Annotated in this window: 22 protein-coding genes; 12 read left to right on the plus strand and 10 right to left on the minus strand. The window is 72.4% G+C overall.

The features are described 5' to 3' along the window. Window positions 1-8: 8 nt before the first annotated feature. Complete coding sequence (locus tag GFH29_RS16955; protein WP_153324952.1) at window positions 9-491, minus strand: hypothetical protein; 483 nt, start codon at window positions 489-491, stop codon at window positions 9-11. 131 nt (window positions 492-622) lie between these two features. On the opposite strand from GFH29_RS16955, the gene GFH29_RS16960 reads away from it, so the two are divergent. The 5 genes from GFH29_RS16960 to GFH29_RS16980 all read left to right on the plus strand — a co-directional run bounded on the left by GFH29_RS16960 (window position 623) and on the right by GFH29_RS16980 (window position 5557). Further along, window positions 623-1342, plus strand: coding sequence for a response regulator transcription factor (locus tag GFH29_RS16960; protein ID WP_153324953.1), 720 nt, complete (start codon window positions 623-625; stop codon window positions 1340-1342). Beyond that, window positions 1339-2733 carry a sensor histidine kinase gene (locus GFH29_RS16965; protein WP_153324954.1) on the plus strand — a complete coding sequence of 465 codons (1395 nt, stop codon included), beginning with the start codon at window positions 1339-1341 and terminating at the stop codon, window positions 2731-2733. Before GFH29_RS16960 ends, GFH29_RS16965 begins: the two co-directional genes overlap by 4 nt. Before the next feature lie 132 nt (window positions 2734-2865). Then, complete coding sequence (gene rocD / locus GFH29_RS16970; RefSeq protein ID WP_153324955.1) at window positions 2866-4122, plus strand: ornithine--oxo-acid transaminase; 1257 nt, start codon at window positions 2866-2868, stop codon at window positions 4120-4122. A 40-nt stretch (window positions 4123-4162) separates the two neighbouring features. Then, entirely contained in the window at window positions 4163-5005 is an 843-nt protein-coding gene (locus tag GFH29_RS16975; RefSeq protein ID WP_153324956.1) for an SDR family NAD(P)-dependent oxidoreductase, read from the plus strand. A 51-nt stretch (window positions 5006-5056) separates the two neighbouring features. After that, a complete protein-coding gene (locus GFH29_RS16980) occupies window positions 5057-5557 on the plus strand; it encodes a DUF402 domain-containing protein (RefSeq protein WP_153324957.1) in 501 nt (166 codons plus the stop codon). On the opposite strand, the gene GFH29_RS16985 is transcribed toward GFH29_RS16980, so the two are convergent. After that, window positions 5544-6923 carry a threonine/serine ThrE exporter family protein gene (locus tag GFH29_RS16985; protein ID WP_153324958.1) on the minus strand — a complete coding sequence of 460 codons (1380 nt, stop codon included), beginning with the start codon at window positions 6921-6923 and terminating at the stop codon, window positions 5544-5546. The two genes, GFH29_RS16980 and GFH29_RS16985, sit on opposite strands and share 14 nt — an antisense overlap. Before the next feature lie 105 nt (window positions 6924-7028). Between GFH29_RS16985 and GFH29_RS16990 the strand changes: the two genes are divergently transcribed. Next, window positions 7029-8162 (plus strand): glutamate--cysteine ligase, encoded by a 1134-nt coding sequence (locus GFH29_RS16990; protein ID WP_267128527.1) that lies wholly within the window; start codon window positions 7029-7031, stop codon window positions 8160-8162. Between the two features lie 243 nt (window positions 8163-8405). Here the strand turns inward: GFH29_RS16990 and GFH29_RS16995 are convergent, their stop codons facing one another. From GFH29_RS16995 to GFH29_RS17010, 4 genes are all read right to left on the minus strand, one after another. Continuing rightward, a complete protein-coding gene (locus GFH29_RS16995; protein WP_153324960.1) occupies window positions 8406-9707 on the minus strand; it encodes an HNH endonuclease signature motif containing protein in 1302 nt (433 codons plus the stop codon). 142 nt (window positions 9708-9849) lie between these two features. Further along, complete coding sequence (locus tag GFH29_RS17000) at window positions 9850-10923, minus strand: DNA polymerase IV (protein WP_153324961.1); 1074 nt, start codon at window positions 10921-10923, stop codon at window positions 9850-9852. Between the two features lie 8 nt (window positions 10924-10931). Beyond that, complete coding sequence (locus GFH29_RS17005; RefSeq protein WP_153324962.1) at window positions 10932-12032, minus strand: FUSC family protein; 1101 nt, start codon at window positions 12030-12032, stop codon at window positions 10932-10934. Between the two features lie 50 nt (window positions 12033-12082). Beyond that, window positions 12083-12415: a hypothetical protein gene (locus tag GFH29_RS17010; RefSeq protein ID WP_228387568.1), complete on the minus strand. Its 333-nt coding sequence runs from the start codon at window positions 12413-12415 to the stop codon at window positions 12083-12085. Between the two features lie 264 nt (window positions 12416-12679). Here GFH29_RS17010 and GFH29_RS17015 point away from each other — a divergent pair, with 264 nt between their 5' ends. Next, window positions 12680-14119, plus strand: coding sequence for a WS/DGAT/MGAT family O-acyltransferase (locus tag GFH29_RS17015; RefSeq protein WP_153324963.1), 1440 nt, complete (start codon window positions 12680-12682; stop codon window positions 14117-14119). Window positions 14120-14122: 3 nt separating this feature from the next. Here the strand turns inward: GFH29_RS17015 and GFH29_RS17020 are convergent, their stop codons facing one another. The 3 genes from GFH29_RS17020 to GFH29_RS20510 form a co-directional block, all read right to left on the minus strand. Beyond that, window positions 14123-15295, minus strand: a complete 1173-nt coding sequence (locus GFH29_RS17020) for a site-specific DNA-methyltransferase (RefSeq protein WP_153324964.1) — start codon at window positions 15293-15295, stop codon at window positions 14123-14125. 30 nt (window positions 15296-15325) lie between these two features. Then, window positions 15326-15871 carry a hypothetical protein gene (locus GFH29_RS17025; RefSeq protein WP_153324965.1) on the minus strand — a complete coding sequence of 182 codons (546 nt, stop codon included), beginning with the start codon at window positions 15869-15871 and terminating at the stop codon, window positions 15326-15328. 275 nt (window positions 15872-16146) lie between these two features. Then, on the minus strand, window positions 16147-16692 hold the full coding sequence (locus GFH29_RS20510) for a DUF6318 family protein (RefSeq protein ID WP_194288979.1): 546 nt from the start codon (window positions 16690-16692) through the stop codon (window positions 16147-16149). Window positions 16693-16834: 142 nt separating this feature from the next. On the opposite strand from GFH29_RS20510, the gene GFH29_RS20515 reads away from it, so the two are divergent. Next, window positions 16835-17764, plus strand: coding sequence for a matrixin family metalloprotease (locus tag GFH29_RS20515; protein WP_194288980.1), 930 nt, complete (start codon window positions 16835-16837; stop codon window positions 17762-17764). A 53-nt stretch (window positions 17765-17817) separates the two neighbouring features. After that, the gene (locus GFH29_RS17035) at window positions 17818-18423 is read left to right on the plus strand and encodes a mismatch-specific DNA-glycosylase (protein ID WP_153324967.1); all 606 of its coding nucleotides are present in this window, start codon (window positions 17818-17820) and stop codon (window positions 18421-18423) included. 7 nt (window positions 18424-18430) lie between these two features. Here GFH29_RS17035 and GFH29_RS17040 read toward each other — a convergent pair whose 3' ends face one another. After that, window positions 18431-18910, minus strand: a complete 480-nt coding sequence (locus tag GFH29_RS17040; protein WP_153324968.1) for a hypothetical protein — start codon at window positions 18908-18910, stop codon at window positions 18431-18433. A gap of 113 nt (window positions 18911-19023) precedes the next feature. Between GFH29_RS17040 and GFH29_RS17045 the strand changes: the two genes are divergently transcribed. The 3 genes from GFH29_RS17045 to GFH29_RS17055 all read left to right on the plus strand — a co-directional run bounded on the left by GFH29_RS17045 (window position 19024) and on the right by GFH29_RS17055 (window position 21888). Then, window positions 19024-19710 carry a hypothetical protein gene (locus GFH29_RS17045; protein WP_153324969.1) on the plus strand — a complete coding sequence of 229 codons (687 nt, stop codon included), beginning with the start codon at window positions 19024-19026 and terminating at the stop codon, window positions 19708-19710. Between the two features lie 64 nt (window positions 19711-19774). After that, on the plus strand, window positions 19775-20266 hold the full coding sequence (locus GFH29_RS17050) for a Fur family transcriptional regulator (protein WP_153324970.1): 492 nt from the start codon (window positions 19775-19777) through the stop codon (window positions 20264-20266). After that, a complete protein-coding gene (locus tag GFH29_RS17055; protein ID WP_153324971.1) occupies window positions 20263-21888 on the plus strand; it encodes a catalase in 1626 nt (541 codons plus the stop codon). The genes GFH29_RS17050 and GFH29_RS17055 overlap by 4 nt, the downstream gene beginning before the upstream one ends. Window positions 21889-21915: the final 27 nt, after the last annotated feature.

Here is a 21915-nt window from a genome sequence, read left to right on the forward strand (position 1 = left end):
GTGTGCGGTCAGCCTTCCTGGGAGTCCTGGTCGTCCGGGAGCTCGGGCAGGTCCTCGCCGTCGGGCAGCTCGGGCCGGTCCTGGCCGTCGGCCTGGTCGTCGGTCCGGCCGTCGTCGGGCATGCCCGGGTGGTCGCCGAGCTGGCCCGGGTGACCGTGCTGGCCGTACCCGCCGTACTGGCCGTGCTCGCCGTACTCCTCGCCGCCCGGGCCGCTCCAGTCGCCCTGGGCGGGGCCGGCGGGCGGGCGCTGCGGGCCGTCGTCGGCGGCGGCGATGCCGATGCCGGCACCGGCGAGGGCGCCGAGCAGCACGCCGGCGACACCGACGCCGATCATCGGCCGCAGACCGAACGAGCGCTCGCGCCAGGACTTCTGGGGCGCCTTGCCGACCGCGGTCGGCGGTCCGGCCGGCGGAGGGGTGGTCGGCTGCTGGAGCTGCTGGGCCGGGTTCTGGGGGGACGGGTTCTGGGGGTTCATCTCCTTCGGGTCCATGTCCACGATGTTCGCCAGCCGGCCTGTGAGCCGGCTGTGCGGTGGCTCAGAGTCCGGCAAGGGTTCCTGAGCCCCCGGCAACCACCCGCCGTCCACAGCCCGCCCACAGGAACCGCGGGCACGATGGGGACATGGCGAAGTCCGACCTCACCCGCGCGGACGGCACTCCGGTGCGTGTCCTCGTCGTCGACGACGAGGCCAACATCGCCGAGCTCATCTCGATGGCGCTGCGCTACGAGGGCTGGACGGTGGAGACCGCCCTCACCGGGCTCGACGCGGTGCGCATCGCCCGCGACCTGCGCCCGGACGCCGTCGTGCTCGACATGATGCTGCCCGACCTCGACGGGTTGGAGGTGCTGCGTCGGATGCGCGCGCACGACCCCGACGTACCCGTGGTGTTCCTGACCGCCAAGGACGCCGTCGAGGACCGGATCACCGGTCTCACGGCCGGCGGCGACGACTACGTGACCAAGCCGTTCTCCCTGGAGGAGCTGGTGGCCCGGCTGCGCGCGCTGATGCGGCGCGCCGGGGCGCAACAGGCCCAGGAGGGCTCGGTCCTGGTCGTCGGTGATCTCGTCCTCGACGAGGACAGCCACGAGGTCTTCCGCGACGGCACCGAGATCCACCTCACCGCCACCGAGTACGAGCTGCTGCGCTATCTGATGCGCAATCCGCGCCGGGTGCTCAGCAAGGCCCAGATCCTCGACCGGGTCTGGAACTACGACTTCGGCGGCCAGGCCAACGTCGTGGAGCTCTACATCTCCTACCTGCGCAAGAAGATCGACGCCGGGCGGGCGCCGATGATCCACACGATGCGCGGCGCCGGCTACGTGCTCAAGCCGGCCACATGAGGCGGTTCCGCTCGCTCACCGCGCGCCTGGTGCTGACCGCCGTCGCGCTGGTCGCGGTGGTCACGGCGCTGGTGGCCACGGTGACCACGCTGGCGATGCACGACCGGCTCAACGACCAGGTCGACGCCCAGGTCCGCGAGGCCCTCATCAGCGCCACCCGGACCCCGCCCGGGGCCCCGCTCGGGATCGACCCGCGCAACCAGGCGCCCGGCACCGTCGTCCTGGTCCTCTCCGACGACGGATCGAGCGAGTCCGCGGTGCTCGGCGACGCGCCCGGGACCCGGCGCGAGCTCGACGAGTCCCAGGTCGAGGCGCTCGAGGAGGTCCCGGCCGACGGCCGGCCCCGCGCCGTCGACCTCGACGGGCTCGGCGGCTACCGGGCGGCCGCGCTGGACCTCGACCGCGGCACCCTGGTGCTCGGCCTGCCGACCGCCGACGCCGACGACGCGGTCGCCTCGCTGATCGGCTGGGAGGCCGCGCTGGTGCTGCTCGGCGTCGCGGCCGCCGCGGGCGTCGGGCTGGTCGTCGTACGCCGCCAGCTGCGCCCGCTGACCGAGGTCGCGCACACCGCCCACGAGGTCGCCGCGCTGCCGCTGGCCTCCGGCGAGGTCGACCTGAGCACCCGGGTGCCCGCGCGCCTCACCGACGACCACACCGAGGTCGGCCAGGTCGGCGCCGCGCTCAACACCCTGCTCGCGCACGTCGAGTCGGCGCTGGACGCGCGGCACCGCAGCGAGCAGCAGGTCCGCCAGTTCGTGGCCGACGCCTCCCACGAGCTGCGCACCCCGCTGGCCACGATCGCCGGCTACACCGAGCTGGCCCGCCGCCGCCCCGACGACCCCGAGGCGACCCGCACCGCGCTGGCCAAGGTCGAGGAGGAGTCGGCCCGGATGACCTCGCTGGTCGAGGACCTGCTGCTGCTGGCCCGCCTCGACGCCGGGCGCCCGCTCGAGCGCGAGCGGGTGGACCTCACCCTCCTGCTCCTCGAGGCGGTCTCGGACGCCCGGGTGCTCGCCCCGGACCACCACTGGCGCCTGGACCTGCCCGAGGACTCCGTGGAGGTGCTCGGGGACGCCCAGCGGCTGCACCAGGTCGTGACCAACCTGCTCAGCAACGCCCGCACGCACACCCCGGCCGGCACGACCGTCACGGTGTCCGCGCGCCCGGACGGCTTCAGCGTGCACGACGACGGACCTGGCTTCGCCCCGGACCTCGCCGAGCACGCCTTCGAGCGCTTCGTGCGCGGCGACGCCTCTCGCCAGCGCAGCGGCGGCTCGGGGCTCGGACTGGCGCTGGTGCGCGCGATCCTCGCGGCCCAGGGCGGCAGCGTCGAGCTGCGCAGCACACCCGGCGACACCACGCTGCGCGTGACGCTGCGCCCCGCCACCTGACCCGGCTGGGCCGGATGCGCCGCGCCGGGGACGAACTCGCTCGCCCGCGCGTCGTTCCGGGGTTAGGGTGGCGCCACAGATTGTCTGACAATGTGGTCGGGCAGCGCGCACCACGCGAGGAGGCGACATCCGATGACCGTCACGACCGGGATCACCACCACCAGCCAGGCCCTCCGGGCGGACCTGGAGACGCCGTCGAGTCGCGAGCTGCACCGCGCCGAGGCCCGCACCGCTCACAACTACCACCCGCTGCCGGTGGTCGTGGAGCACGCGGAGGGGGCCTGGATGACCGACGTCGACGGGCACCGCTACCTCGACATGCTCGCCGGCTACTCCGCGCTCAACTTCGGCCACGGCCACCCCGCGCTGCTGCGCGCCGCCCACGACCAGCTCTCCCGCCTCACCCTCACCAGCCGCGCATTCGTGCACGACCAGTTCGCGGACTTCTGCACCGCGCTCGGCGACCTGTGCGGCAAGGACCTCGTGCTGCCGATGAACACCGGCGCCGAGGCGGTGGAGACCGCGATCAAGGTCGCCCGCAAGTGGGGCTACGAGGTCAAGGGCGTCGCGCCCGGGACGGCCGAGATCATCGTGATGAGCGGCAACTTCCACGGCCGCACCACCACGATCGTCGGCTTCTCCGACGACCCCGACGCCCGCGACGGCTTCGGGCCCTTCACCCCCGGCTTCCTCACGGTGCCGTACGGCGACCTCGCGGCCCTCGAGGCCGCGATCAGCGAGCGCACCGTCGCCGTGCTCCTCGAGCCCATCCAGGGCGAGGGCGGCGTCGTCATCCCCCCGGACGGCTTCCTGCGCGGGGTGCGCGAGCTGTGCACCCGCCACCGGGTGCTGTTCGCCGCCGACGAGATCCAGTCCGGGCTCGGCCGCACCGGGCGGACCTTCGCCTGCGACCACGAGGACGTCGTCCCCGATCTCTACCTCCTCGGCAAGGCCCTGGGCGGCGGCGTCGTGCCGGTGTCCGCGGTGGTCGCCGACCGCGACGTGCTCGGCGTGCTGCGCCCCGGGCAGCACGGCTCGACCTTCGGCGGCAACCCGCTCGCGTGCGCCGTGGGGCGCACGGTGGTGGAGATGCTGGCCACCGACGCACACCAGGCCCGCGCCCGTGAGCTCGGCGTGGTGCTGCGCGAGCGCCTCCAGGCGATGGTGGGGCACGGCGTGCTCGCCGTCCGCACCCGCGGGCTGTGGGCGGGCATCGACGTGGATCCGGCGGTCGGCACCGGGCGCGAGGTGTGCGAGCGGCTGATGGTGCGCGGGGTCCTCGCCAAGGACACCCACGGCTCCACGATCCGCCTCGCTCCCCCGCTGGTGATCTCCGAGGACGACCTGCTCTGGGGCCTGGAGCAGCTCGCGGAGGTCGTCGGGGCCTGACTCCACCCCTCACCCGTCCGGTGCCGCTACGGTCGGGCGCATGAAGACCCTCGACGGCAAGGTGGTCGTGATCACCGGCGCAGCGTCCGGCATCGGCCGGGCGCTCGCCCTGGAATGCGCGCGGCGCGGGTCGCTGCTCGCGCTCTCCGACGTGGACGAGCCCGGCCTGGCGGAGACCGTCCGCCTCGCCGCGGGCGCCGGGGGCCGGGAGGTGCGCGCGGACCGTCTCGACGTGGCCGACCGGGCGGCGTTCGCGGCGTACGCCTCGGCCGTCGCTGCCCATTTCGGGCGGGTGAACGTGATGGTCAACAACGCCGGGGTGGCGCTGGCCGGGGACTTCGTCGACCTCGAGTACGACGACATCGACTGGATCATGGGCATCAACCTCGGCGGCATGCTGACCGGGAGCAAGGAGTTCCTGCCCCACCTGATCGCCTCCGGCGACGGTCACCTGGTCAACCTCTCCTCGCTGTTCGGGCTGGTCCCGATGCCGGGCCAGAGCGTCTACAACGCCACGAAGTTCGCGGTGCGCGGCATGACCGAGGCGATCCGCTCGGAGATGATCCGCGCCGGGCACCCGGTCGGGGTGACCGCCGTGCATCCCGGCGGGATCAGCACCGCGATCGCCCGCAGCGCCCGGGTCTCGCGCAAGGAGGACGCCGCCGCGACCGCCGAGCTCTTCGACACCAAGCTGGCCCGCACCAGCCCGGAGAAGGCCGCGAAGGTCATCGTGGCCGGCGTGCTGCGCGGGAAGGCCCGGGTGCTCGTCGGGCCGGACGCCTACGCCGTGCACCACCTCGGTCAGCTGCTCGGCTCACGGTTCCAGGACGTCGCGGCGCGGGTGGCGCGCAAGACGCTGCCCGAGCACGTCGAGATCGTCTAGGGCGCCGTGCGGTCCGATCCCGGGAGTCCCGGCCGCCCGGTCCAGGTCGCGATGAGCAAGTGGGGCGGCGGCGCGCACTGGGAGTTCGAGGGGGTGCTGCTTGGCAGCGACACCCACGGCGAGTGGATCGGCGTCCCCGCCGGCACCCTGCACGTGCGTCCCGGGGCGCGCTACGTCGCCGAGGTCGACTCGGTGACGGTCCTCAGCCCCACCGCGTGGAGCCTGCCCACGTTCCACGCACCCGGCATCTGGTGCACGGTCTACGTCGACATCGCCTCCCCGCCCCGGTGGGACCACGAGGGCGAGGTGCCCGTCCTGCGCAGCGTCGACCTGGACCTCGACGTGATCCGGGGTGACACCGGGCGGGTCTGGGTGGACGACGAGGACGAGTTCGCCGCGCACCGGGTCAGCCTGGGCTACCCCGCCGACGTGGTGCGTGCGGCGCTGGCGGAGTGTCAGCGGGTGCATCACGCGGTCGCCTCCGGCCACCCGCCGTACGACGGGAGCGCGGAGGGGTGGCTCGCGCGGGTGCGCGGGCTCAGCCCCCGCTGACGGTGCCGTTGGAGTCGCTCCTGCCGTTCTCCCGGGCGCGCCGGCGCCGGGCGCGCGGGCCGAGGTCCCGCATCGGGCCGACCAGGCGCGGGCCGGCCAGGCGGGTCTCCAGGCGACGCGCCTCCCGCTTGAGCGGCTGGGCGACGTACTCGCCGAGGATCACGCCGGCCGAGAGGGCGATCGCGACCGACGCGGCCGTGACCATCGCCAGCAGGCCGGCCGAGGTGTCGCGCGTGCCGCCCTCGGCGAGCAGCGTCAGGCCGCGGTAGATCGAGAGTCCGGGGAGCATCGGCACGACCGCGGACACCACCACGACCAGGGGCGGCACGCGCATCCGCCCGGCGACCGAGAACGCGATCAGACCGACGAAGAGGGCGGCGAGCGCCACCGACCAGGTGCGCCCGATGCCGGGGAGCGCCACCGACTGGGTGATCGCGATCGCGACGCCGGCCACGCCCGCGATCGGCGCGATGATGCGTCCCGGGGCGTAGGAGGCGTAGGCGAAGGACGCGGCACAGACGGCGGCGCCGATCACCAGCATGCCGAAGGTCTGCAGGTCGCCGCGGCCGGGGTCGAGCGGCGGGATGTCGACGCCGACCACCTGGGCGAGGCTGAGACCTCCGCTGACGCCGCCGATGATGCCGGCGGTGGCGAGGATCGCCTCGGTGAGCCGGGCGCCGGCGGTGACGTAGAACCCGCTCAGCGCGTCCTGGAGGGCGCCCATGAAGCCGATCCCGGCCAGCAGCATGACGATGTTGGCGGTGATGACGAGGGAGACGTTGACGTTGACGGGCGCCAGGCCCGCGACGATGCCGACCAGCGTGGCCAGCCCGCCGCCGGCGATCTGCTGGTAGAAGAACGGCAGCCGAGCGCGGGCCATCCGCTGCTGGAGCCGGTCGATCAGCATCGCCGCGAGGCAGGCGACCAGCACGACGTACAGGTCGCCGCCGAGCTGGATCGCGACGCCGCCGCACATCGCGCCCCACCCGAGGGTGACGCGCCAGCGGGCGCGGATGTGGCCCGAGGACACGATCCGGGCCAGCGAGGTGCGGGCCTCCTTGAGGTCGACCTGGTCGTGCAGGACGGCGCGCACGAGGTGGTCGACGCGGGTGAGGTGCTCGTAGTCGATCGTGCGCTGCTTGACCGTGCGGGTCGTGACGACCGGCTGCTCCTCGGGGTCGGCGTGGTGGCTCATCGAGACCGAGGTGAACGTGACGTCGGTGTCCGCACCGCGCAGGCCGAGATGCTGGGCGATGCTCTGCATCGTCGCGGTCACGTCGGCCGCGCCCGCACCCGAGGCCAGCAACAACTCCCCCACACGGAGGCAGAAGTCGAGGATCTGGTTCACCTGGCGGGGGTCGAGCACACCTGCGATGGTGCCAGAGACCCCCGACGTGACCGGCGCCGGAGTCGACGCTTCGCGGACGCCGCCGACATGCCATCTGGCGCTCCGCTGTGGTTCGCTGGGCGCGTGCGGATCGACTTCCACCCCTCCCCGGAACCGACGATCGGCGTGGAGTGGGAGCTCGCCCTCGTGGATCGTCGCTCCCGCGACCTGCGCAACGACGCCTCGCACCTCTTCGCGCGGGCCCGGCCGCGGCTGCCGCACCCGGACCGGCTGCACAAGGAGCTGTTGAAGAACACCGTCGAGATCGTCACCGGCGTGTGCGACACCGTCGGTGAGGCGATGGACGACCTGCGCGCGACGCTGCGACCCACGATGGCCGCCGCCGACGACCTCGACCTGGATCTGTACGGCGGCGGCACCCACCCGTTCGCGTCCTGGACGGGGCAGCAGCTCAGCGAGGGGCACCGCTACGAGGAGCTGATCAACCGCACCCAGTGGTGGGGCCGGCAGATGCTGATCTGGGGGCTGCACGTCCACGTCGGCCTGCCCGCGCAGGAGCGGGTGATGCCGGTGCTGTCCTCGCTGCTCAACCACTACCCGCACCTGCTGGCGCTCTCCTCGTCCTCGCCGATCTGGGCCGGGGTGGACACCGGCTACGCCTCCAACCGGGCGCTGATGTTCCAGCAGCTGCCCACCGCGGGGCTGCCCTTCCAGTTCCAGAAGTGGTCGGAGTTCGAGGCCTTCGCCGGCGACCAGGTGACCACCGGCGTGATCGACGAGCTCTCCGAGATCCGCTGGGACGTGCGTCCCGCCGCCCACCTCGGCACCATCGAGAACCGCGTCTGCGACGGCGTCTCCACCTTCGAGGACCTCTCCGCGCTGGTCGCGCTCATGCAGTGCCTGGTCGTCGACCTCGACACTCGGCTCGCCGCCGGCGAGGAGCTGCCCACCATGCAGCCCTGGCATGTGCAGGAGAACAAGTGGCGCGCGGCCCGCTACGGCCTAGACGCCATCGTCATCCTCGACGCGCAGTCGCAGGAGCGGCTGATCACCGACGACCTCGCCGACCTGCTGGTCCGCCTCGAGCCCACCGCCGCCCGCCTCGGCTGCTCCGCCGAGCTCGCGTCGGTCGCCGAGATCCCCGCGCGCGGCGCGTCGTACCAGCGCCAGCGGGCGGTCGCCGCGCGCACCGGCGGCGACCTGGTCGCCGTGGTCGACTCCGTCGTACGCGAGCTGCGCGAGAGCCTCGACTCCTAGCCGTACGTCGCCCCGCCCCGGGTCGCGCTTCCCCGCTGGTCGAGCTGTGAGTCTTCCTTTGCAGCCCGCAGTGGTGGTGGGCTGTAGTCAGTGGTCAGTGGTCGGGAGTGTGACCCTTGTCGACGCGACCTCTACCGACGCCTCGAAAACCCCCGCCCGATACCCCTTGACCAAACAAAGGAGGGTCCCAGGCAGCGGTGTGACCCCGCCGGCGAGGTGCCGGCGGGGTCCGGGACGGTGGATCTACTCGTCGGGCGGGTGCGCGGCGACGAGCCGGGTCTCGCCGCGGTCCTTCACGAGGTGAAGGCCGTGGGGTGATCGCCAGAGGTACGTCGCGGCATCGGTCTTGTCGTAGGTCCACACGGTGTGGGTCTTGGCCCGGTGATGTCGGCGACACAGCGGGGCGAGGTTGCAGCTGCAGGTCGGTCCGCCGTCACCGTGGGCGACGACGTGGTCGGTGTCGCAGCGCCGGGCGGGGCGTTCGCACCATGGGAAGGCGCACACCGGTTGGGTGACACGGGTCTGCTCGGTGAGGCGGTCGGGGATCGCGTAGGCGTCCGTGTGGTGATGTGCGTCGAGGTCGATGACCGGCTTGATCACCACCTGCGCGTCACCACCGCACCAGCCGCGGACCTGCTCGGTCGACACGATCGACCGGGTCTCCTCGACGTGTGCGATGCCAGCCTCGTCGCCGGAGATCGCGGCGTCGGACAGATGCACGTGGATGACGACCTGCCGGGGCTTCACCACCGACGCGGCGCCCTCACCGGCTTCGGTGCGGAGGTCGAAGGCCAGTTGGCGCCGGGCCAGCTCACCGGCTGCCATCGAGCGGCGGACGTCCAACGACTCGGTGGAGCCAAGCGCAGCCAGCTCCTCCGCGCCCTGGCGGATCGCGGTGTCCAGATCGAGCGCATCGGCGAGGTCGAGCTCGCCCTCGACCCGCACGGTCCCGTCATGGGTGGCCCCGCCGGTGTGCACGTCGAAGCGGCGTCCGTCGGCGGCCTCGCGGCGCTGCTTCTCGGCACCCTCGGGGTCGAAGACCACCCGGGCCTGGTCCACGAGCCGCTCGATGGTGGCCCAGCCGACCTTCCCGAGCCCGCCCGCGAGCTGACGGTCCACGAAGTCGGCACCGTCCGGCGGAAGACTCAACGTCAGCTGCGCGAGCCGGCGGCCCTTCCACACCGGGACCACACCGGACTTCATCTGCTTCCAGGTCCGCGGCAGCCGGTGCGCCAGCTCGAGCGCGGACCCGACCAGCGCCCGGGCGGAGTCCGTCGACATGCCCAGCGCGGCGCCCAGCTCCATCGGCGCGAACTCCGCCACCAGCGGCGTCCCCTCACCACCCAACGGCACCGCCACCTCGCCGAAGATCCACCCGACGGTCGGCGTCTGCGTCGAGACCGACTCGACCGGATGCATCGCCGCCCACGCCAGCGCCGGCTCCAAGACCAGGAACTCCGCCCGCTGCACCGCAGCCCGCTGCGACTGTGCGAACGCCAGCACGGCAGCTGGGGTGTCGCAGTCGGGGAGCTCGTGGTCGGCCATGCCTCATCTTACTCGAACGCACGTTCGAGGACAAGGGTTTCTCCACACTTGCCTTCGAGTTCCTGGGCAGTGGTCCCGACGAACTCGACCGACGCGCCGCTCGACCAACGGAGCCACCTCGACCCGCGGACAGAGGACCACCTCACCGCGGGTAGCCGCCCGCCGGCGGCACCATCTCCAGGCGCACCCCGAGCAGGCGCACCGCCCGGTCGTGGTCGACGCGCTCCAGCAGGCTGACGGCGGCGTCGGCGAGCACGGCTGGGTCGTGGGTCGGATCGGGCAGGGTGAGGCTGCGGGTCACGGTGACGAACGGCGCGAACCGGATCTTCAGCCCGACCCGTGCCGCGGGCCGGCCCTCCGCGTCGATGTCGGCGACCACCCGGTGGGTCAGGGCGCGCACCTCCTCCGCGATCCGGTCCCAGTCGTCGATGTCGGTCTGGAAGGTGGTCTCGCGGCCGTGGGCGCGGGGCACCCACGGGGTCGCGTCGACCGGGCTGGCGTCCACCCCGCGGCCGAGCCTGCCCAGCCACGGGCCGGTGCGCGGACCGAACGCGGCGGCGAGCTCCGCGGGGTCGGCTGCGGCGAGGTCGGCGACGGTCGCGAGCCCGAGGTCGGCGAGCCGGCGGGCGGTCTTGCGTCCGACACCCCACAGCGCGTCTGTGGGCCGCTCCCCCATCACCTCCAGCCAGGTCTCGGCGGTGAGCCGGAAGCTGCCGCGCGGCTTGCCCATGTCGGTGGCGATCTTGGCGCGCAGCTTGTTGTCGCCGATGCCGACCGAGCAGTGCAGCCCGGTGGCCTCCAGCACGGCGGCGCGGGCCTGGTCGGCGGCCGGCTGCGGATCGCTGGCCAGCGGTGCCGGCGGGTCCGCGGCCACGAACGCCTCGTCCCATCCCAGCACCTCCACGACGACCGGCGACCCGGCCCAGGTCAGCTCGCGCAGCGTCGCCATGACCTGCGCCGAGGCAGCGTCGTACGCCGGGTGGTCGACCGGCAGGAAGACCGCGTCGGGGCAGCGGCGCAGGGCGACCCTCAACGGCATCCCGGAGCCGACCCCGAAGGCGCGCGCCTCGTAGGACGCGGTGGCGACCACGCCACGTTCGCTCGGGTCGCCACGCCCGCCGACGACCACCGGGAGGCCGGCGAGCTCGGGACGGCGCTGCACCTCGACCGCAGCGATGAACTGGTCGAGGTCGACGTGCAGCACCCATCCGGTCATCGGCGTCCTCAGCGCGGCGGCGGGGGCAGCGCGTCGGTGGACTCGGTCTGGTCGAGACCGGAGAGCAGCAGCAGGTCCACGATGATCGAGCGCAGCTGGGCGAGCACGACCTCTGCCGCGAGCTCGTCGGTCCGTGGGACCTGTCCGGTGCCATTGCCGACCGCGATCAGCGCCGGCCGGGCAGCGAAGGCGGTGCGGTCGGCCTGGAGCTCCTCGGCGACCTTCGTCGCCGCGTCGGCGAGGTCCAAGGCGATGCGGGAGTACGCCGAGGGGATCGGCTGGCGGCGGTACGCCGCCACCGCGACCTGACGCACCAGCACGCGGGTGCTGCGCAGCGCGCGGTCGAGCGGATCGACGAGGTCGGCCATCCGCCGCACCCGGTTGCGGTGGCGGAACCGGAACGGCGAGGAGGCCACGACCGACATGCCCTCGTCGGCGGCGGCCTGCAGCTCGCTGATCAGGTGGTCGGTGGAGCGCGCGTCCGCGAGCAGCGCGAAGGCCCGCTCGACCTCGCCGTCGACCATCACCTCGCCCGCGGTGCGCAGCAGGGTGGCGATCTTGCGCATCACCGCGGCGGCCTGCTCACGCGGGCGCCGCAGCGGGGCCGCAGGCACCACCGTGGCCGCGACCAGGGCGACCGACCCTCCGATCAGCGCATCGGTCCAGCGAGTGATCGCCTGCCCGGGGCCGGGCACGAGCGCGCACACGATGATGCCCTGGATCGCCGCCTGGTTGACGAAGAGCTGACCGCCGTCGAGCAGGAAGGCCACCGACATCGAGATCGCGACGATGACCGCGATCTGCCACCCACCGGTGCCGAACTCCAGCACGAAGAGATCGGCGACGAACACGCCGATCGCCACGCCGATCATCACCTCCGCGACCCGGCGCAGCCGCTGGCCGTAGGAGGTGCCGAGGCACAACATGGCCGAGGTCGCGGCGAGGAAGGGCAGCTCGTGATGGAACACGTCCGCGGCGATGAACCACGCGATGCCCGCGGCGATGGCCGCTTGCCCGATCTGCCACCGTTTGGAGGAGAGCCGTTTGCGGCGAAACCGCAGCGAGGTCCGACTCTTGATCAGCACCTCGTCGAACGGCCGCGCCTCCATGCCCCGATCGTGCCAGAGCGCCGCCCCACGCCCGGCACGGCCGGTGGTCCTCAGTCGCTGGCGTGCGCGTAGGCGAGCGCCTGCTTGAGGTCGCCGAGGTCGCGGTACCAGGTGCGGACCTCCACCCGGCAACGCACCCGCTGGATGCGCTTGTCGTACTCGTTGCACTCCGCGCGTGCCTCGGAGTCGGTGGGCGGGAAGAGCGAGGTGCCGTCGTAGTGGTGGATCTCGAACCCGTTGGCGGCGTCGCCGGTGACCTCGACGATCGTGTCGCCGGCCGGTGCGTAGGGCGCGCTGTTGGCAGGGCTGACCGCGACGGTGCCGATCACGGCCACCACGGCGGCGGCAGGGACGGCGATCGCGAGGGCGAGACGTTGGTGCATGGGAACTCCCGATGGTCGGTGATGCCGGTGATTCCGGCCTGTCCAAGACGCTAGGTCCGCGAACGGACGGTCCCGGCGAACCGCTGGAGGGATGGGGACGACCCGGTCGCGGCCGTGCGCTGTGGACGTGGGGCGGTCCGTCGAGGCCAGCGTCTGGTCTGTTCACGGGACCCTCCGAGACGGCCACCTCTTGTGGCGCCGGTCACTCCGAGACATAGTGCGGGTCTCCCGCCGCTCGGCGGGTTGGTGACGAAGGGGGGCCGCGTGGCCGCGCTCATCGACCCGACGTCTGTCGGGTTCCTGACGGTCGAGAACCGCAGCCAGCCCATGCACGTGGGGTCGCTGCAGCTCTTCGAGAACCCGACAGAGGCCGGGCCCGACTACACCCGGCAGATGTACGACGGGATGCGGCAGTCGGCCCACACGCGGCCACTCTTCCTGCGCCATCCGCACCGCTCGATCGCGACGGGTGGACAGCTGGTGTGGCGCCCGGACGAGCAGTTCGACATCGACCACCACGTGCGGCACAGCGCGCTGCCCGCACCCGGCGAGGTCCGCGACCTGCTCGACCTGTGCGGGCGCCTGCACAGCACCCGGCTGCCGCGCGAGCGGCCGCTGTGGGAGGCGCACGTGATCGAGGGCCTGGCCGACGGGCGGGTCGCGCTCTACACCAAGATCCACCACGCGCTGCTCGACGGCGTCTCCGCCTCCCGCCTGCTGCAGAGCGTGCTGAGCACCGACCCCGACCGGAGGGGCATGCCCGCGCCCTGGGACGCCGGGGAGCCGGACCCTCCGGCCGAGGCCGACCACGACGTCGAGACGGCCGTCGTCGACGCCTCGCCGTCCTCGCTGGCGCTGCCCCTCGCCGAGGTGCCGATCCAGGCGCTGCGCTCGGCGCTGGCGCTCGCCTCCGAGGCCGCCGGGATGCCGGCCGCGCTGCTGCGGACCCTGTCGCGCGCGGCCCGCAGCGAGGCCTCGGCGATCTCCCTGCAGGCGCCGCGGACGATCTTCAACCAGCAGATCACCGGCTCGCGACGCATCGGTGCCCAGGGCTGGCCGGTCGATCGGCTGCGCCGGGTCGGCAAGGCCGGCGACGCCACGCTCAACGACGTGGTGCTCGCGATGTGCGCCGGGGCGGTACGCCGCTACCTGCTCGAGCTCGACGCCCTGCCGTCGGCGCCCCTGGTCGCGATGGTCCCGGTGGGGCTGCGGGCCCGCGAGTCCCAGCTCGCCTCCGTCGAGGGCGGGAACGCCGTGGGTGCGGTCATGTGCCGCCTCGGCACCGATCTCGCCGACCCCGCGGACCGGCTCGAGACGATCCACCGCTCGATGCGTGCCGGGAAGGAGGCGCTGGCCTCGATGACGCCGCTGCAGATCGTGGCGATGAGCGCGCTCGGGCAGATGCCGGCGATCCTGCCGCCGCTGCTGCGGATGCAGGGCCTCGTGCACTCGCCGTACAACCTCATCATCAGCAACGTCCCCGGACCGCGGACCACCCACTACTGGAACGGGGCGCGCCTGGTCGGCAGCTACCCGCTGTCGATCCCGATCAACGGCATGGCCCTCAACATCACCTGCACGTCGTACGCCGACACCATGTGCTTCGGGCTCACCGGGTGCCGCCGCACGGTGCCCAGCCTGCAGCTGATGCTCGGCCACCTCGACGCCGAGCTCGATGCCCTCGAGCTCGCGGTGGGCGCCTGAGGATCACCGTTCGGCGAGCCCGCCTCCGACGGTGTCCGCCACGGCGCGCAGCCGGGCGCGGGTGATGTCGGCGACCGTGGCGTAGCCGGCGAGCTGAGCGTTGGACCCCGGCCGGGTCGGCTCCGCGCAGTTGATGCTCAGGCAGGTGCGGGTGCCGCCGTCGGCGACGTTCTGCAACGCGACCGCGTGCCCGGTGGTGCCGCTGCCGGCGAAGAAGTCCAGCACCCGCGCGTCGGGCGGCATCGTCTGCAGCACCCGGCGCAGCAGGGCGGTGGGCTTGGGCGACTCGAAGACGTGGCCGAGCACCGCCTTGAGCTCGGCGACCGCCGTGTCGGTGCTGCCGATCTCCTCGGTGAGCCAGATCGTGCGCAGCTTCTTGCGCCGCCCGTCGTGGAGCCAGTCGCGCTGGAAGATGTCGGCCCGCTCCCCCAGGCGACCCTTGATCCGGCGGCAGACCAGGTCGTCGGGACGCTCCTCGACCAGCGACCGGCTCCAGCGCCAGACAGCCGGGCGGGCGTCGCCGAAGACCGGCTCGATGCGGCTCGCGCCCTCGAACTCCGTGGTGCGCACCCGGCCGCTCTCCGGGTCGCCCCACAGCGGGTAGTGCAGCGTGGGTGTGGTCGCGGGGTTGAACTTCTTGTTGGTGTTGCGCAGCGGCAGGTGGCGGTAGTGGCGACCGTCCGGCGCGACCAGCGGGAAGTCGCCGGGGTCGACCGCGTCGGGGCTGCTCGCGTCGAGGACGCAGGTGCGCGCGTCCTTGGCGTAGACGAGCAGGTACTCGTGGTTGGTCGCGAACCCCTTGCCGAGCTGGCGGCCCTTGGGGTTGAGGTTGACCACGACCTGGGCCAGGAACTGCCGCTCGCCGAACACCTCGTCGAGCAGGATCCGCAGGTGCGCCGCCTCGTTGTCGTCGATGCTGACGAAGATCGCCGACCCCGCGCTCATCAGCTCACGAGCGAGCTCGAGGCGGGGACGCATCATCGCGGCCCAGGCCTGGTGCCGGCTCGTGGTGCGATCGCCCTTGATCCGGTCGTGGTAGGCGAAGTCGTTGCCGGTGTTGTACGGCGGGTCGATGTAGACCAGGTCGTACGCCGCGCCCTCGCGGCACAGCTGCTCGAGCACCTCGAGGTTGTCCCCCTCGGCGAAGGTGTTCCAGGGCTCGCCGGGCGCGGTCACGCGGTGAGACTAGGCCATGGGGAGCCGCGCTCAGCGATAGCCCGTCAGGGTTGGCGTCGCCGTCACGATCGCAAGGCCGACCGGGGCGCCCGGGATCGTCACCGACCCAGCGACCGCCGCCCACGGGCCACCATTGACCCGGAAGTCGGCCTCATAGGTGGTGTCCACCGCCGCAACCACCGCCCCCTTGCGCAGGTAGCGGTGAGTGACCTGCAGATCCGGGTACGGCGCCCCCGCCTCACTCGTGCGCGCCGTGGTCCCATCACCGAAGCGCCACTCGAACGACGCCGGCCGGATCCGCAGATCGACCCGCTGCCCCAACAACCGCACGGTCCGCTCGAAGTCCTCGGCCCCGGTGTAGAAGTTGGTCTCGAAATTCACCAGCGTCCGCCCACCCGGAGGCTGCACCTGCAGCACCGACGCCGGCAGATCCACCTCCCGCAGCGCCTGCGCGGCCATCCCGGCAGTGATCACCACCGGCGCGGCCACCGCCTCGGTCTCGCCGCCCTCTTGAGGGCAACTGGAGTATGGCTGGTCCGTCGTGCCGTCCGCGTGCTCGAACCAGACGGTCTGCATCACCGACCCGTCCGGGCACATCATCACCTCGACGCATGTGCCTAGGCCGCCAGCCGCACATGTCGGGACCGAATGCCATGTGCCCGGCACGGAACTCGACTGCGTCGCAGCCGAACCACCGCCATGGCTGCTACTCGATGCCGAACTTGTCTGCGCAGCAACATTGATTCCTGTCGTGTGCGTCTCAACATCGACCGGGTCATCTGCCATGGCCGGCCCACTCGCCACAATCAGGATCAGGACCGTCCCAAGGACGCCGTCTAAGAAGCGGAAGTTCATAGCACTTCCCACCGATCCATCGACCAACGGCCGTCGTGGTTCAGGACCATGAAGCGATCCGTGACGGTCCCCGCTGGGAACACCTGATTGTCGGCTTCGTCGGGGTACGAAACGACTTGTCGAGTGCTGATGACATCGACACGAACCTCAAACAAGGTTGCAGGCCCACCCTCGAGTTCCCTGACCTTGAAGTTCGACAGCGTTACGTCCCCGCCACCAATCTCGCCACCATTCTGGAACACCCGGCGAAGGAACTCGATCCCTCCAGCGCACCCTTGGCATTGGGGCGACACGAGCGCTTCGAGCGCTTCGACCTCCCCTGTCGTCTCGGCGTACTTCACCATCGCCCAGAAGTACTCGACGAACGCCTCCGCTGCCGCGGCATCGTCCCCCTCCGCCTCGGGCGGCAGCGTGGGGGCAACCGGACCGCTGGCCGGGCTGGTGCTGATCGTGGGGGTCGGCGTCGGCGGCGAGTCGACCTTCGGATCCGGATCGTCCCCACAAGCCGCGGCACTCGCGATCAGCACGGCGGCCGCGACCACCAGACACACACGTCTCATCTCAGCCCTCCGAGAGCCGGCGGCACCCGGAGCAGGGCGCCCACGGGCAACCTACCGGCGCATCGCCGCGGGAGAACCCCCCATTCTGAGCACCTGTGGACACCCACCCGGCATCATGGGCGGGGTGGGATTCAGGGAGCGTCGCGAGCAGCGGCGGTGGGCACGTGAGCTCGACCGCGAACTCGAGTCGCTCGCCCGCGAGGACCGCGGCGTCGACGAGGCGATCCGGTCCCTCGGCGACCAGCCCCCGACCCACACCCCCGTCCCGCTGCCGGTCCACCAGCGTCGCCACCGCTCCCGGGAGCGCAAGGCCGAGCGGGCGGCGCGCAAGGAACGTGGTCCGCTGCTGCCCGGGCTGGTGATCGTCTCGGTGATCATGCTGGGGGTCTTCCTGCTGGACCCCTCCGGCTCCGGCCAGCGTCTGCGCGAGCTCGTCGGGTTCGACGGCCGTCTGGCCGACGCCGTCGGCATCAAGAGCGACGGCGAGTATGCCTTCGCAGCGACCCAGCCGGGCAGCGAGGAGCCGGTGGCCTGGAACCCCTGCCGCCCGATCCGCTACGTCGTCAACCCCGCCGGCGCCCCCGACGACTGGGAGCGCCTCGTGGAGGAGTCGGTCGAACGCGTCAGCACCCTGAGCGGCTTCGCCTTCGAGGACGAGGGCACCACCGAGGACCGCGACTTCACCGGACGCATCAACGGCCTCGGACGCGCGGCACCCGTCCTGATCGGCTGGGCCGGCCCCGACGAGGTGCCGCAGCTCGCCGGCGAGGTCGCCGGCCTCGGTGGCAGCACCTACATCGAGCAGGACAAGCACCGCCGCTACGTCACCGGCTCGGTCACCCTCGACGTCGACCTGTACGACGACCTGGACCGCCGCCCCGGCGGGGAGGACACGATGCGCGCCATCCTCATGCACGAGCTGGGCCACGTGCTCGGGCTCGGGCACGTGGGCGACCGCGACGAGCTGATGTATGAGGACAGCCTGGGCCAGGACGACTTCGGCCCCGGCGACCGCGAGGGCCTCGCCCGCCTCGGACAGGTGTCCTGCGGCTGATCCCGCGGACCCTCGCGGGCCTGGGGCCCTGCGGCCGTGGCACGCTTCGGCCCGTGAGCGACCGATCCGCCCGCCCTTCCCGGACCCGCTTCACCCGCGCCGAGCTGGAGGCCTTCCGCGACGCCGAGGTGCCCGACCTGCTGCCGGAGCCGGGGCAGCTGCGCCTGCTGTGCGTCGGCATCAACCCGGGGCTGTGGACCGCCGCCACCCGCACCCACTTCGCCCACCCGGTCAACCGCTTCTACCCCGCGCTGCTGCGCGCCGGCATCATCGAGCACCCCATCGACCCGGCGAACGGCATGAGCGAGGAGGACCGCGAGCGCCTCCGGGCACGCGGCATCGGGATCACCAACGTCGTGCCCCGGGCCACCGCCAAGGCCTCCGAGCTCAGCCGCGAGGAGCTGCGCGAGGGCGGCGAGCGCCTGGTGGAGACGATCCGCCGGCACCGGCCCGCCGTCGTCGCGATCGCCGGCATCACGGCGTACCGCACGGCGTTCGGGCTGCCCAAGGCCACGCTCGGCCGCCAGCCGGAGCCGCTCGCGGGCGCCGGGCTCTGGGTGGTGCCGAACCCCAGCGGCCTCAACGCCCACGAGACCGTCGCCTCGCTCGCCGAGGCCTACGCCGCCCCGGCCCGGGCCGCGGGCGTGCTCCGCGACTGAGCCGGCGTCAGTCGGGCTCCTCCACCGCCGGCCGGTGCAGGTCGACGACCTCCGCGGCTCCCGAGGGGCGGCGCGCCTCCTCGACCGCGAAGAGCTCGTCGTCGAGGGCGAGCTCACGCACCCGGCTGTCGGCGACGCGCAGCAGCCGCGGCCCGTGCAGGCCGCCGGCGACCAGCACCCGGCCGTCCACCCGGTGGTGCCCCAGGCCCGCCGCCTCTGCCCGCTGCCGGGCGTCGTACGAGCGCGGCGCCACCAGCTCGCGCAGCAGGAACCGCAGCCAGAGCGCCGTCCGCTCCGGCCCGACGCGCTCGCTCAGCAGCAGGCAGCACCCCTCCGCACAGACCGTCCACGGCGAGCGCGCGCCGGGCTGCCCCGGCCAGACCCGCCGGACGCTCGCCGTGGCGAATCCGGAGTGCAGCACCCGCTCACCGGTCTCGAGGGCGGGAGCGACGCACAGGCGCTGCGGGAGGTCGAAGGGATCGGGCACGGCGACTCCTGGGTCCGACATCGTCCGAGAGGACGCGGCTCCCCCACCCTTCCCGACCGCACCGACGGGCGAACCGCCCGGGTGCCGGCTGTGGAGGCGCTAGGTTCGCCGCCATGACCAAGCTGATGTACGCCGTGTGGGGTCGCGACCTGTCCTCGGCCCTGCGCGACCCGGGGCTGCACGCCGGCCTGCACGGCGCCGGGGTGGAGCGGCTCCAGCTCAACCTCGACGACGAGGGGGTCGCCGGGGCGATGCGGATCGCCTCGGCAGGCGCCCACGTCAGCGCGGTCGTCAGCGCCTGGGGCGACGACCCGCAAGCGGACCGGATCACCGGATGCCTGGCGGCCGTGGACGGCGTCGAGCGGGTCGACGGCTGGCGCGTCGAGGAGCGGCGGCGGCTCGACCCGCCGGAGGTCTGGGACGGCAGCCGGGTCGACGCGCTCGCGCAGGTCGCGCTGCTGCGCCGCCCCGAGGGGCTGTCGTATGAGGAGTGGCTGCACATCTGGCAGGTCGACCACACCGGTGTCGCGATCCGCACCCAGGCCACGTTCGGCTACGTGCAGAACATCGTGCGGAGCACGCTCACCGCCCGCGGCGACGACGTCGCGGCGCTCGTCGAGGAGCTTTTCGTCCCCGCCGCGATCCACGACCGGCACGCCTTCCACGGCAGCGGCGGGGACGAGGCGGAGCTGGCGCGCCGCTCCCGCGCACTGATGGCGTCGGTGCGCCGGATGGGTGCCGACCGCGGGATCGACGTCGTTCCGACCGGGCGACGTCTCTACGACCTGCGAGACCTCTGACACAGCCCCGCGAAAGACCCGCGGGGGCGGTGATTGGATTGATTCCAGACGGGTACCCGGAGGCGTGACCCGTTCCGAAGAGCGTCTGCGCACCGCAGGACTCCGTGTCACCCGTCCCCGGGTGACCGTCCTGGACGTGCTCGACGAGGCCCGACGTACCCATGAGCACCTGTTGGTCGCCGAGGTGACGGAGCGGGTCCGGGCACGGATCGGCAAGGTCTCCACCCAGGGCGTGTACGACTGCCTCGAGGCGCTGGTCGGCATCGGCGCCGCACGACGACTGGATCTCCCCGGGTCCGGCTCGCGCTATGAGAGCCGGGTCGGCGACAACCACCACCACATCACCTGTCGCGGGTGCGGGGTCCTGGCCGACGTAAACTGCGTGACCGGTTCGGCCCCGTGCCTGACGCCCGATGACCCCCATGGCTTCGTCCTCGACGAGGCCGAGGTCGTGTTCTGGGGCTGGTGCGCAACGTGCGCCCCCGCCTCCGTGCACACCGATTCGGACATCACATCTTCTGCACGCACCGCCAGCAATGGAAGGACGACGCCATGAGCGACGACCGCAGGCTCACCACCCGTCAGGGCCACCCCGTCTACGACAACCAGAACGAGCGCACCGTCGGGCCCCGTGGGCCGGCGACGCTGGAGAACTACCACTTCTTGGAGAAGGTCTCCCACTTCGACCGTGAGCGGATCCCCGAGCGCGTGGTCCACGCGCGCGGCGCGGTGGCCTTCGGGCACTTCGAGGCCACCGGGCGCTGGGGCGAGGAGCCCATCGAGCGCTACACGCGCGCCAAGGTCTTCCAGCCCGGCAAGCGCACCGACGTCGCGATCCGGCTCTCCACCGTGATCGGTGGCCGGGACTCCTCCGAGGCGGCGCGCGACCCGCGCGGCTTCGCGGTGAAGTTCTACACCGAGGACGGCAACTGGGACCTCGTCGGCAACAACCTCGGCGTCTTCTTCATCCGCGACGCCATCAAGTTCCCCGACGTGATCCACTCCCTCAAGCCGGACCCGGTCACGTTCCGCCAGGAGCCGGCCCGGATCTTCGACTTCATGTCGCAGACCCCGGAGTCGATGCACATGCTCGTCAACCTGTTCAGCCCGCGCGGCATCCCCGCGGACTACCGCCACATGCAGGGCTTCGGCGTGAACACCTACAAGTGGGTCAACGCCGAGGGCGAGACCCACCTGGTGAAGTACCACTGGTACCCCAAGCAGGGCGTGAAGTCCCTGACCGAGGCGGACGCCGCGAACATCCAGGCCCAGGACCTCGGCCACGCCTCGAAGGACCTCTACGAGGCCATCGAGCGCGGCGACTACCCGCAGTGGGACCTCTACGTGCAGCTGATGGAGGACCACGAGCACTCCGAGCTCGACTTCGACCCGCTGGACGACACCAAGGTCTGGCCCGAGGAGCTCTTCGAGCCGCGGCACGTCGGGACGATGACGCTGACCTCCAACGTCAGCGACCACCACAACCAGAACGAGCAGATCGCGTTCGGCACCGGCGTGCTGGTCGACGGCCTGGACTTCTCCGACGACAAGATGCTGGTCGGTCGCACCTTCTCCTACAGCGACACCCAGCGCTACCGGGTCGGCCCGAACTACCTGCAGCTGCCGGTGAACTCGCCCAAGAACGCCACCGTGCACACCAACCAGCGCGGCGGCGAGATGAGCTACCACGTGGACCTGGCGCCCGGGCAGAACCCGCACGTCAACTACGAGCCGTCGACCATGGGCGGCCTGCAGGAGGCGGAGAAGCCCGGACCCGTCGAGAGCGGCCACGAGATCAGCGGCCGGCTCACCCGCGCCCGCCTGCCGCGCACGAACGACTACATGCAGGCCGGCCAGCGCTACCAGCTGATGGAGCAGTGGGAGAAGGACGACCTGGTGGCCAACCTGGTCGCGAACATCTCCGAGGCCACCCGCGAGGTCCAGGAGCGGATGGTCTGGCACTTCTTCATGTGCGATGACGAGCTCGGCCAGCGCGTCGGCGATGGTCTCGGCATCACCGCCGACGACGTGCGCGGCCTGGCTCCCCTGCCCACCCAGACGCTGAACGAGGAGGAGCAGGCCCGCGCGGCCAACCTCGGCAAGAACGGCCCCCGCGACGTCGAGGGCATCACGATGACCCACTGCGTCCCGAACGAGCACGTGGTCATCGAGCGCTGACCGGCGCGACCTGAGCAGAGCAGCTCC

It is taken from the genome of Nocardioides sp. dk884, assembly GCF_009557055.1.
Lineage (GTDB): Bacteria > Actinomycetota > Actinomycetes > Propionibacteriales > Nocardioidaceae > Nocardioides.

What these genes read in the sequence shown, in the direction of transcription:
- GFH29_RS16955 (WP_153324952.1), bottom strand. Translation starts at nt 491, where the DNA reads ATGGACCCGAAGGAGATGAACCCCCAGAACCCGTCCCCCCAGAACCCG.
- GFH29_RS16960 (WP_153324953.1), top strand. Translation starts at nt 623, where the DNA reads ATGGCGAAGTCCGACCTCACCCGCGCGGACGGCACTCCGGTGCGTGTC.
- GFH29_RS16965 (WP_153324954.1), top strand. Translation starts at nt 1,339, where the DNA reads ATGAGGCGGTTCCGCTCGCTCACCGCGCGCCTGGTGCTGACCGCCGTC.
- rocD (WP_153324955.1), top strand. Translation starts at nt 2,866, where the DNA reads ATGACCGTCACGACCGGGATCACCACCACCAGCCAGGCCCTCCGGGCG.
- GFH29_RS16975 (WP_153324956.1), top strand. Translation starts at nt 4,163, where the DNA reads ATGAAGACCCTCGACGGCAAGGTGGTCGTGATCACCGGCGCAGCGTCC.
- GFH29_RS16980 (WP_153324957.1), top strand. Translation starts at nt 5,057, where the DNA reads ATGAGCAAGTGGGGCGGCGGCGCGCACTGGGAGTTCGAGGGGGTGCTG.
- GFH29_RS16995 (WP_153324960.1), bottom strand. Translation starts at nt 9,707, where the DNA reads ATGGCCGACCACGAGCTCCCCGACTGCGACACCCCAGCTGCCGTGCTG.
- GFH29_RS17000 (WP_153324961.1), bottom strand. Translation starts at nt 10,923, where the DNA reads ATGACCGGATGGGTGCTGCACGTCGACCTCGACCAGTTCATCGCTGCG.
- GFH29_RS17005 (WP_153324962.1), bottom strand. Translation starts at nt 12,032, where the DNA reads ATGGAGGCGCGGCCGTTCGACGAGGTGCTGATCAAGAGTCGGACCTCG.
- GFH29_RS17010 (WP_228387568.1), bottom strand. Translation starts at nt 12,415, where the DNA reads ATGCACCAACGTCTCGCCCTCGCGATCGCCGTCCCTGCCGCCGCCGTG.
- GFH29_RS17025 (WP_153324965.1), bottom strand. Translation starts at nt 15,871, where the DNA reads ATGCAGACCGTCTGGTTCGAGCACGCGGACGGCACGACGGACCAGCCA.
- GFH29_RS17045 (WP_153324969.1), top strand. Translation starts at nt 19,024, where the DNA reads ATGACCAAGCTGATGTACGCCGTGTGGGGTCGCGACCTGTCCTCGGCC.
- GFH29_RS17055 (WP_153324971.1), top strand. Translation starts at nt 20,263, where the DNA reads ATGAGCGACGACCGCAGGCTCACCACCCGTCAGGGCCACCCCGTCTAC.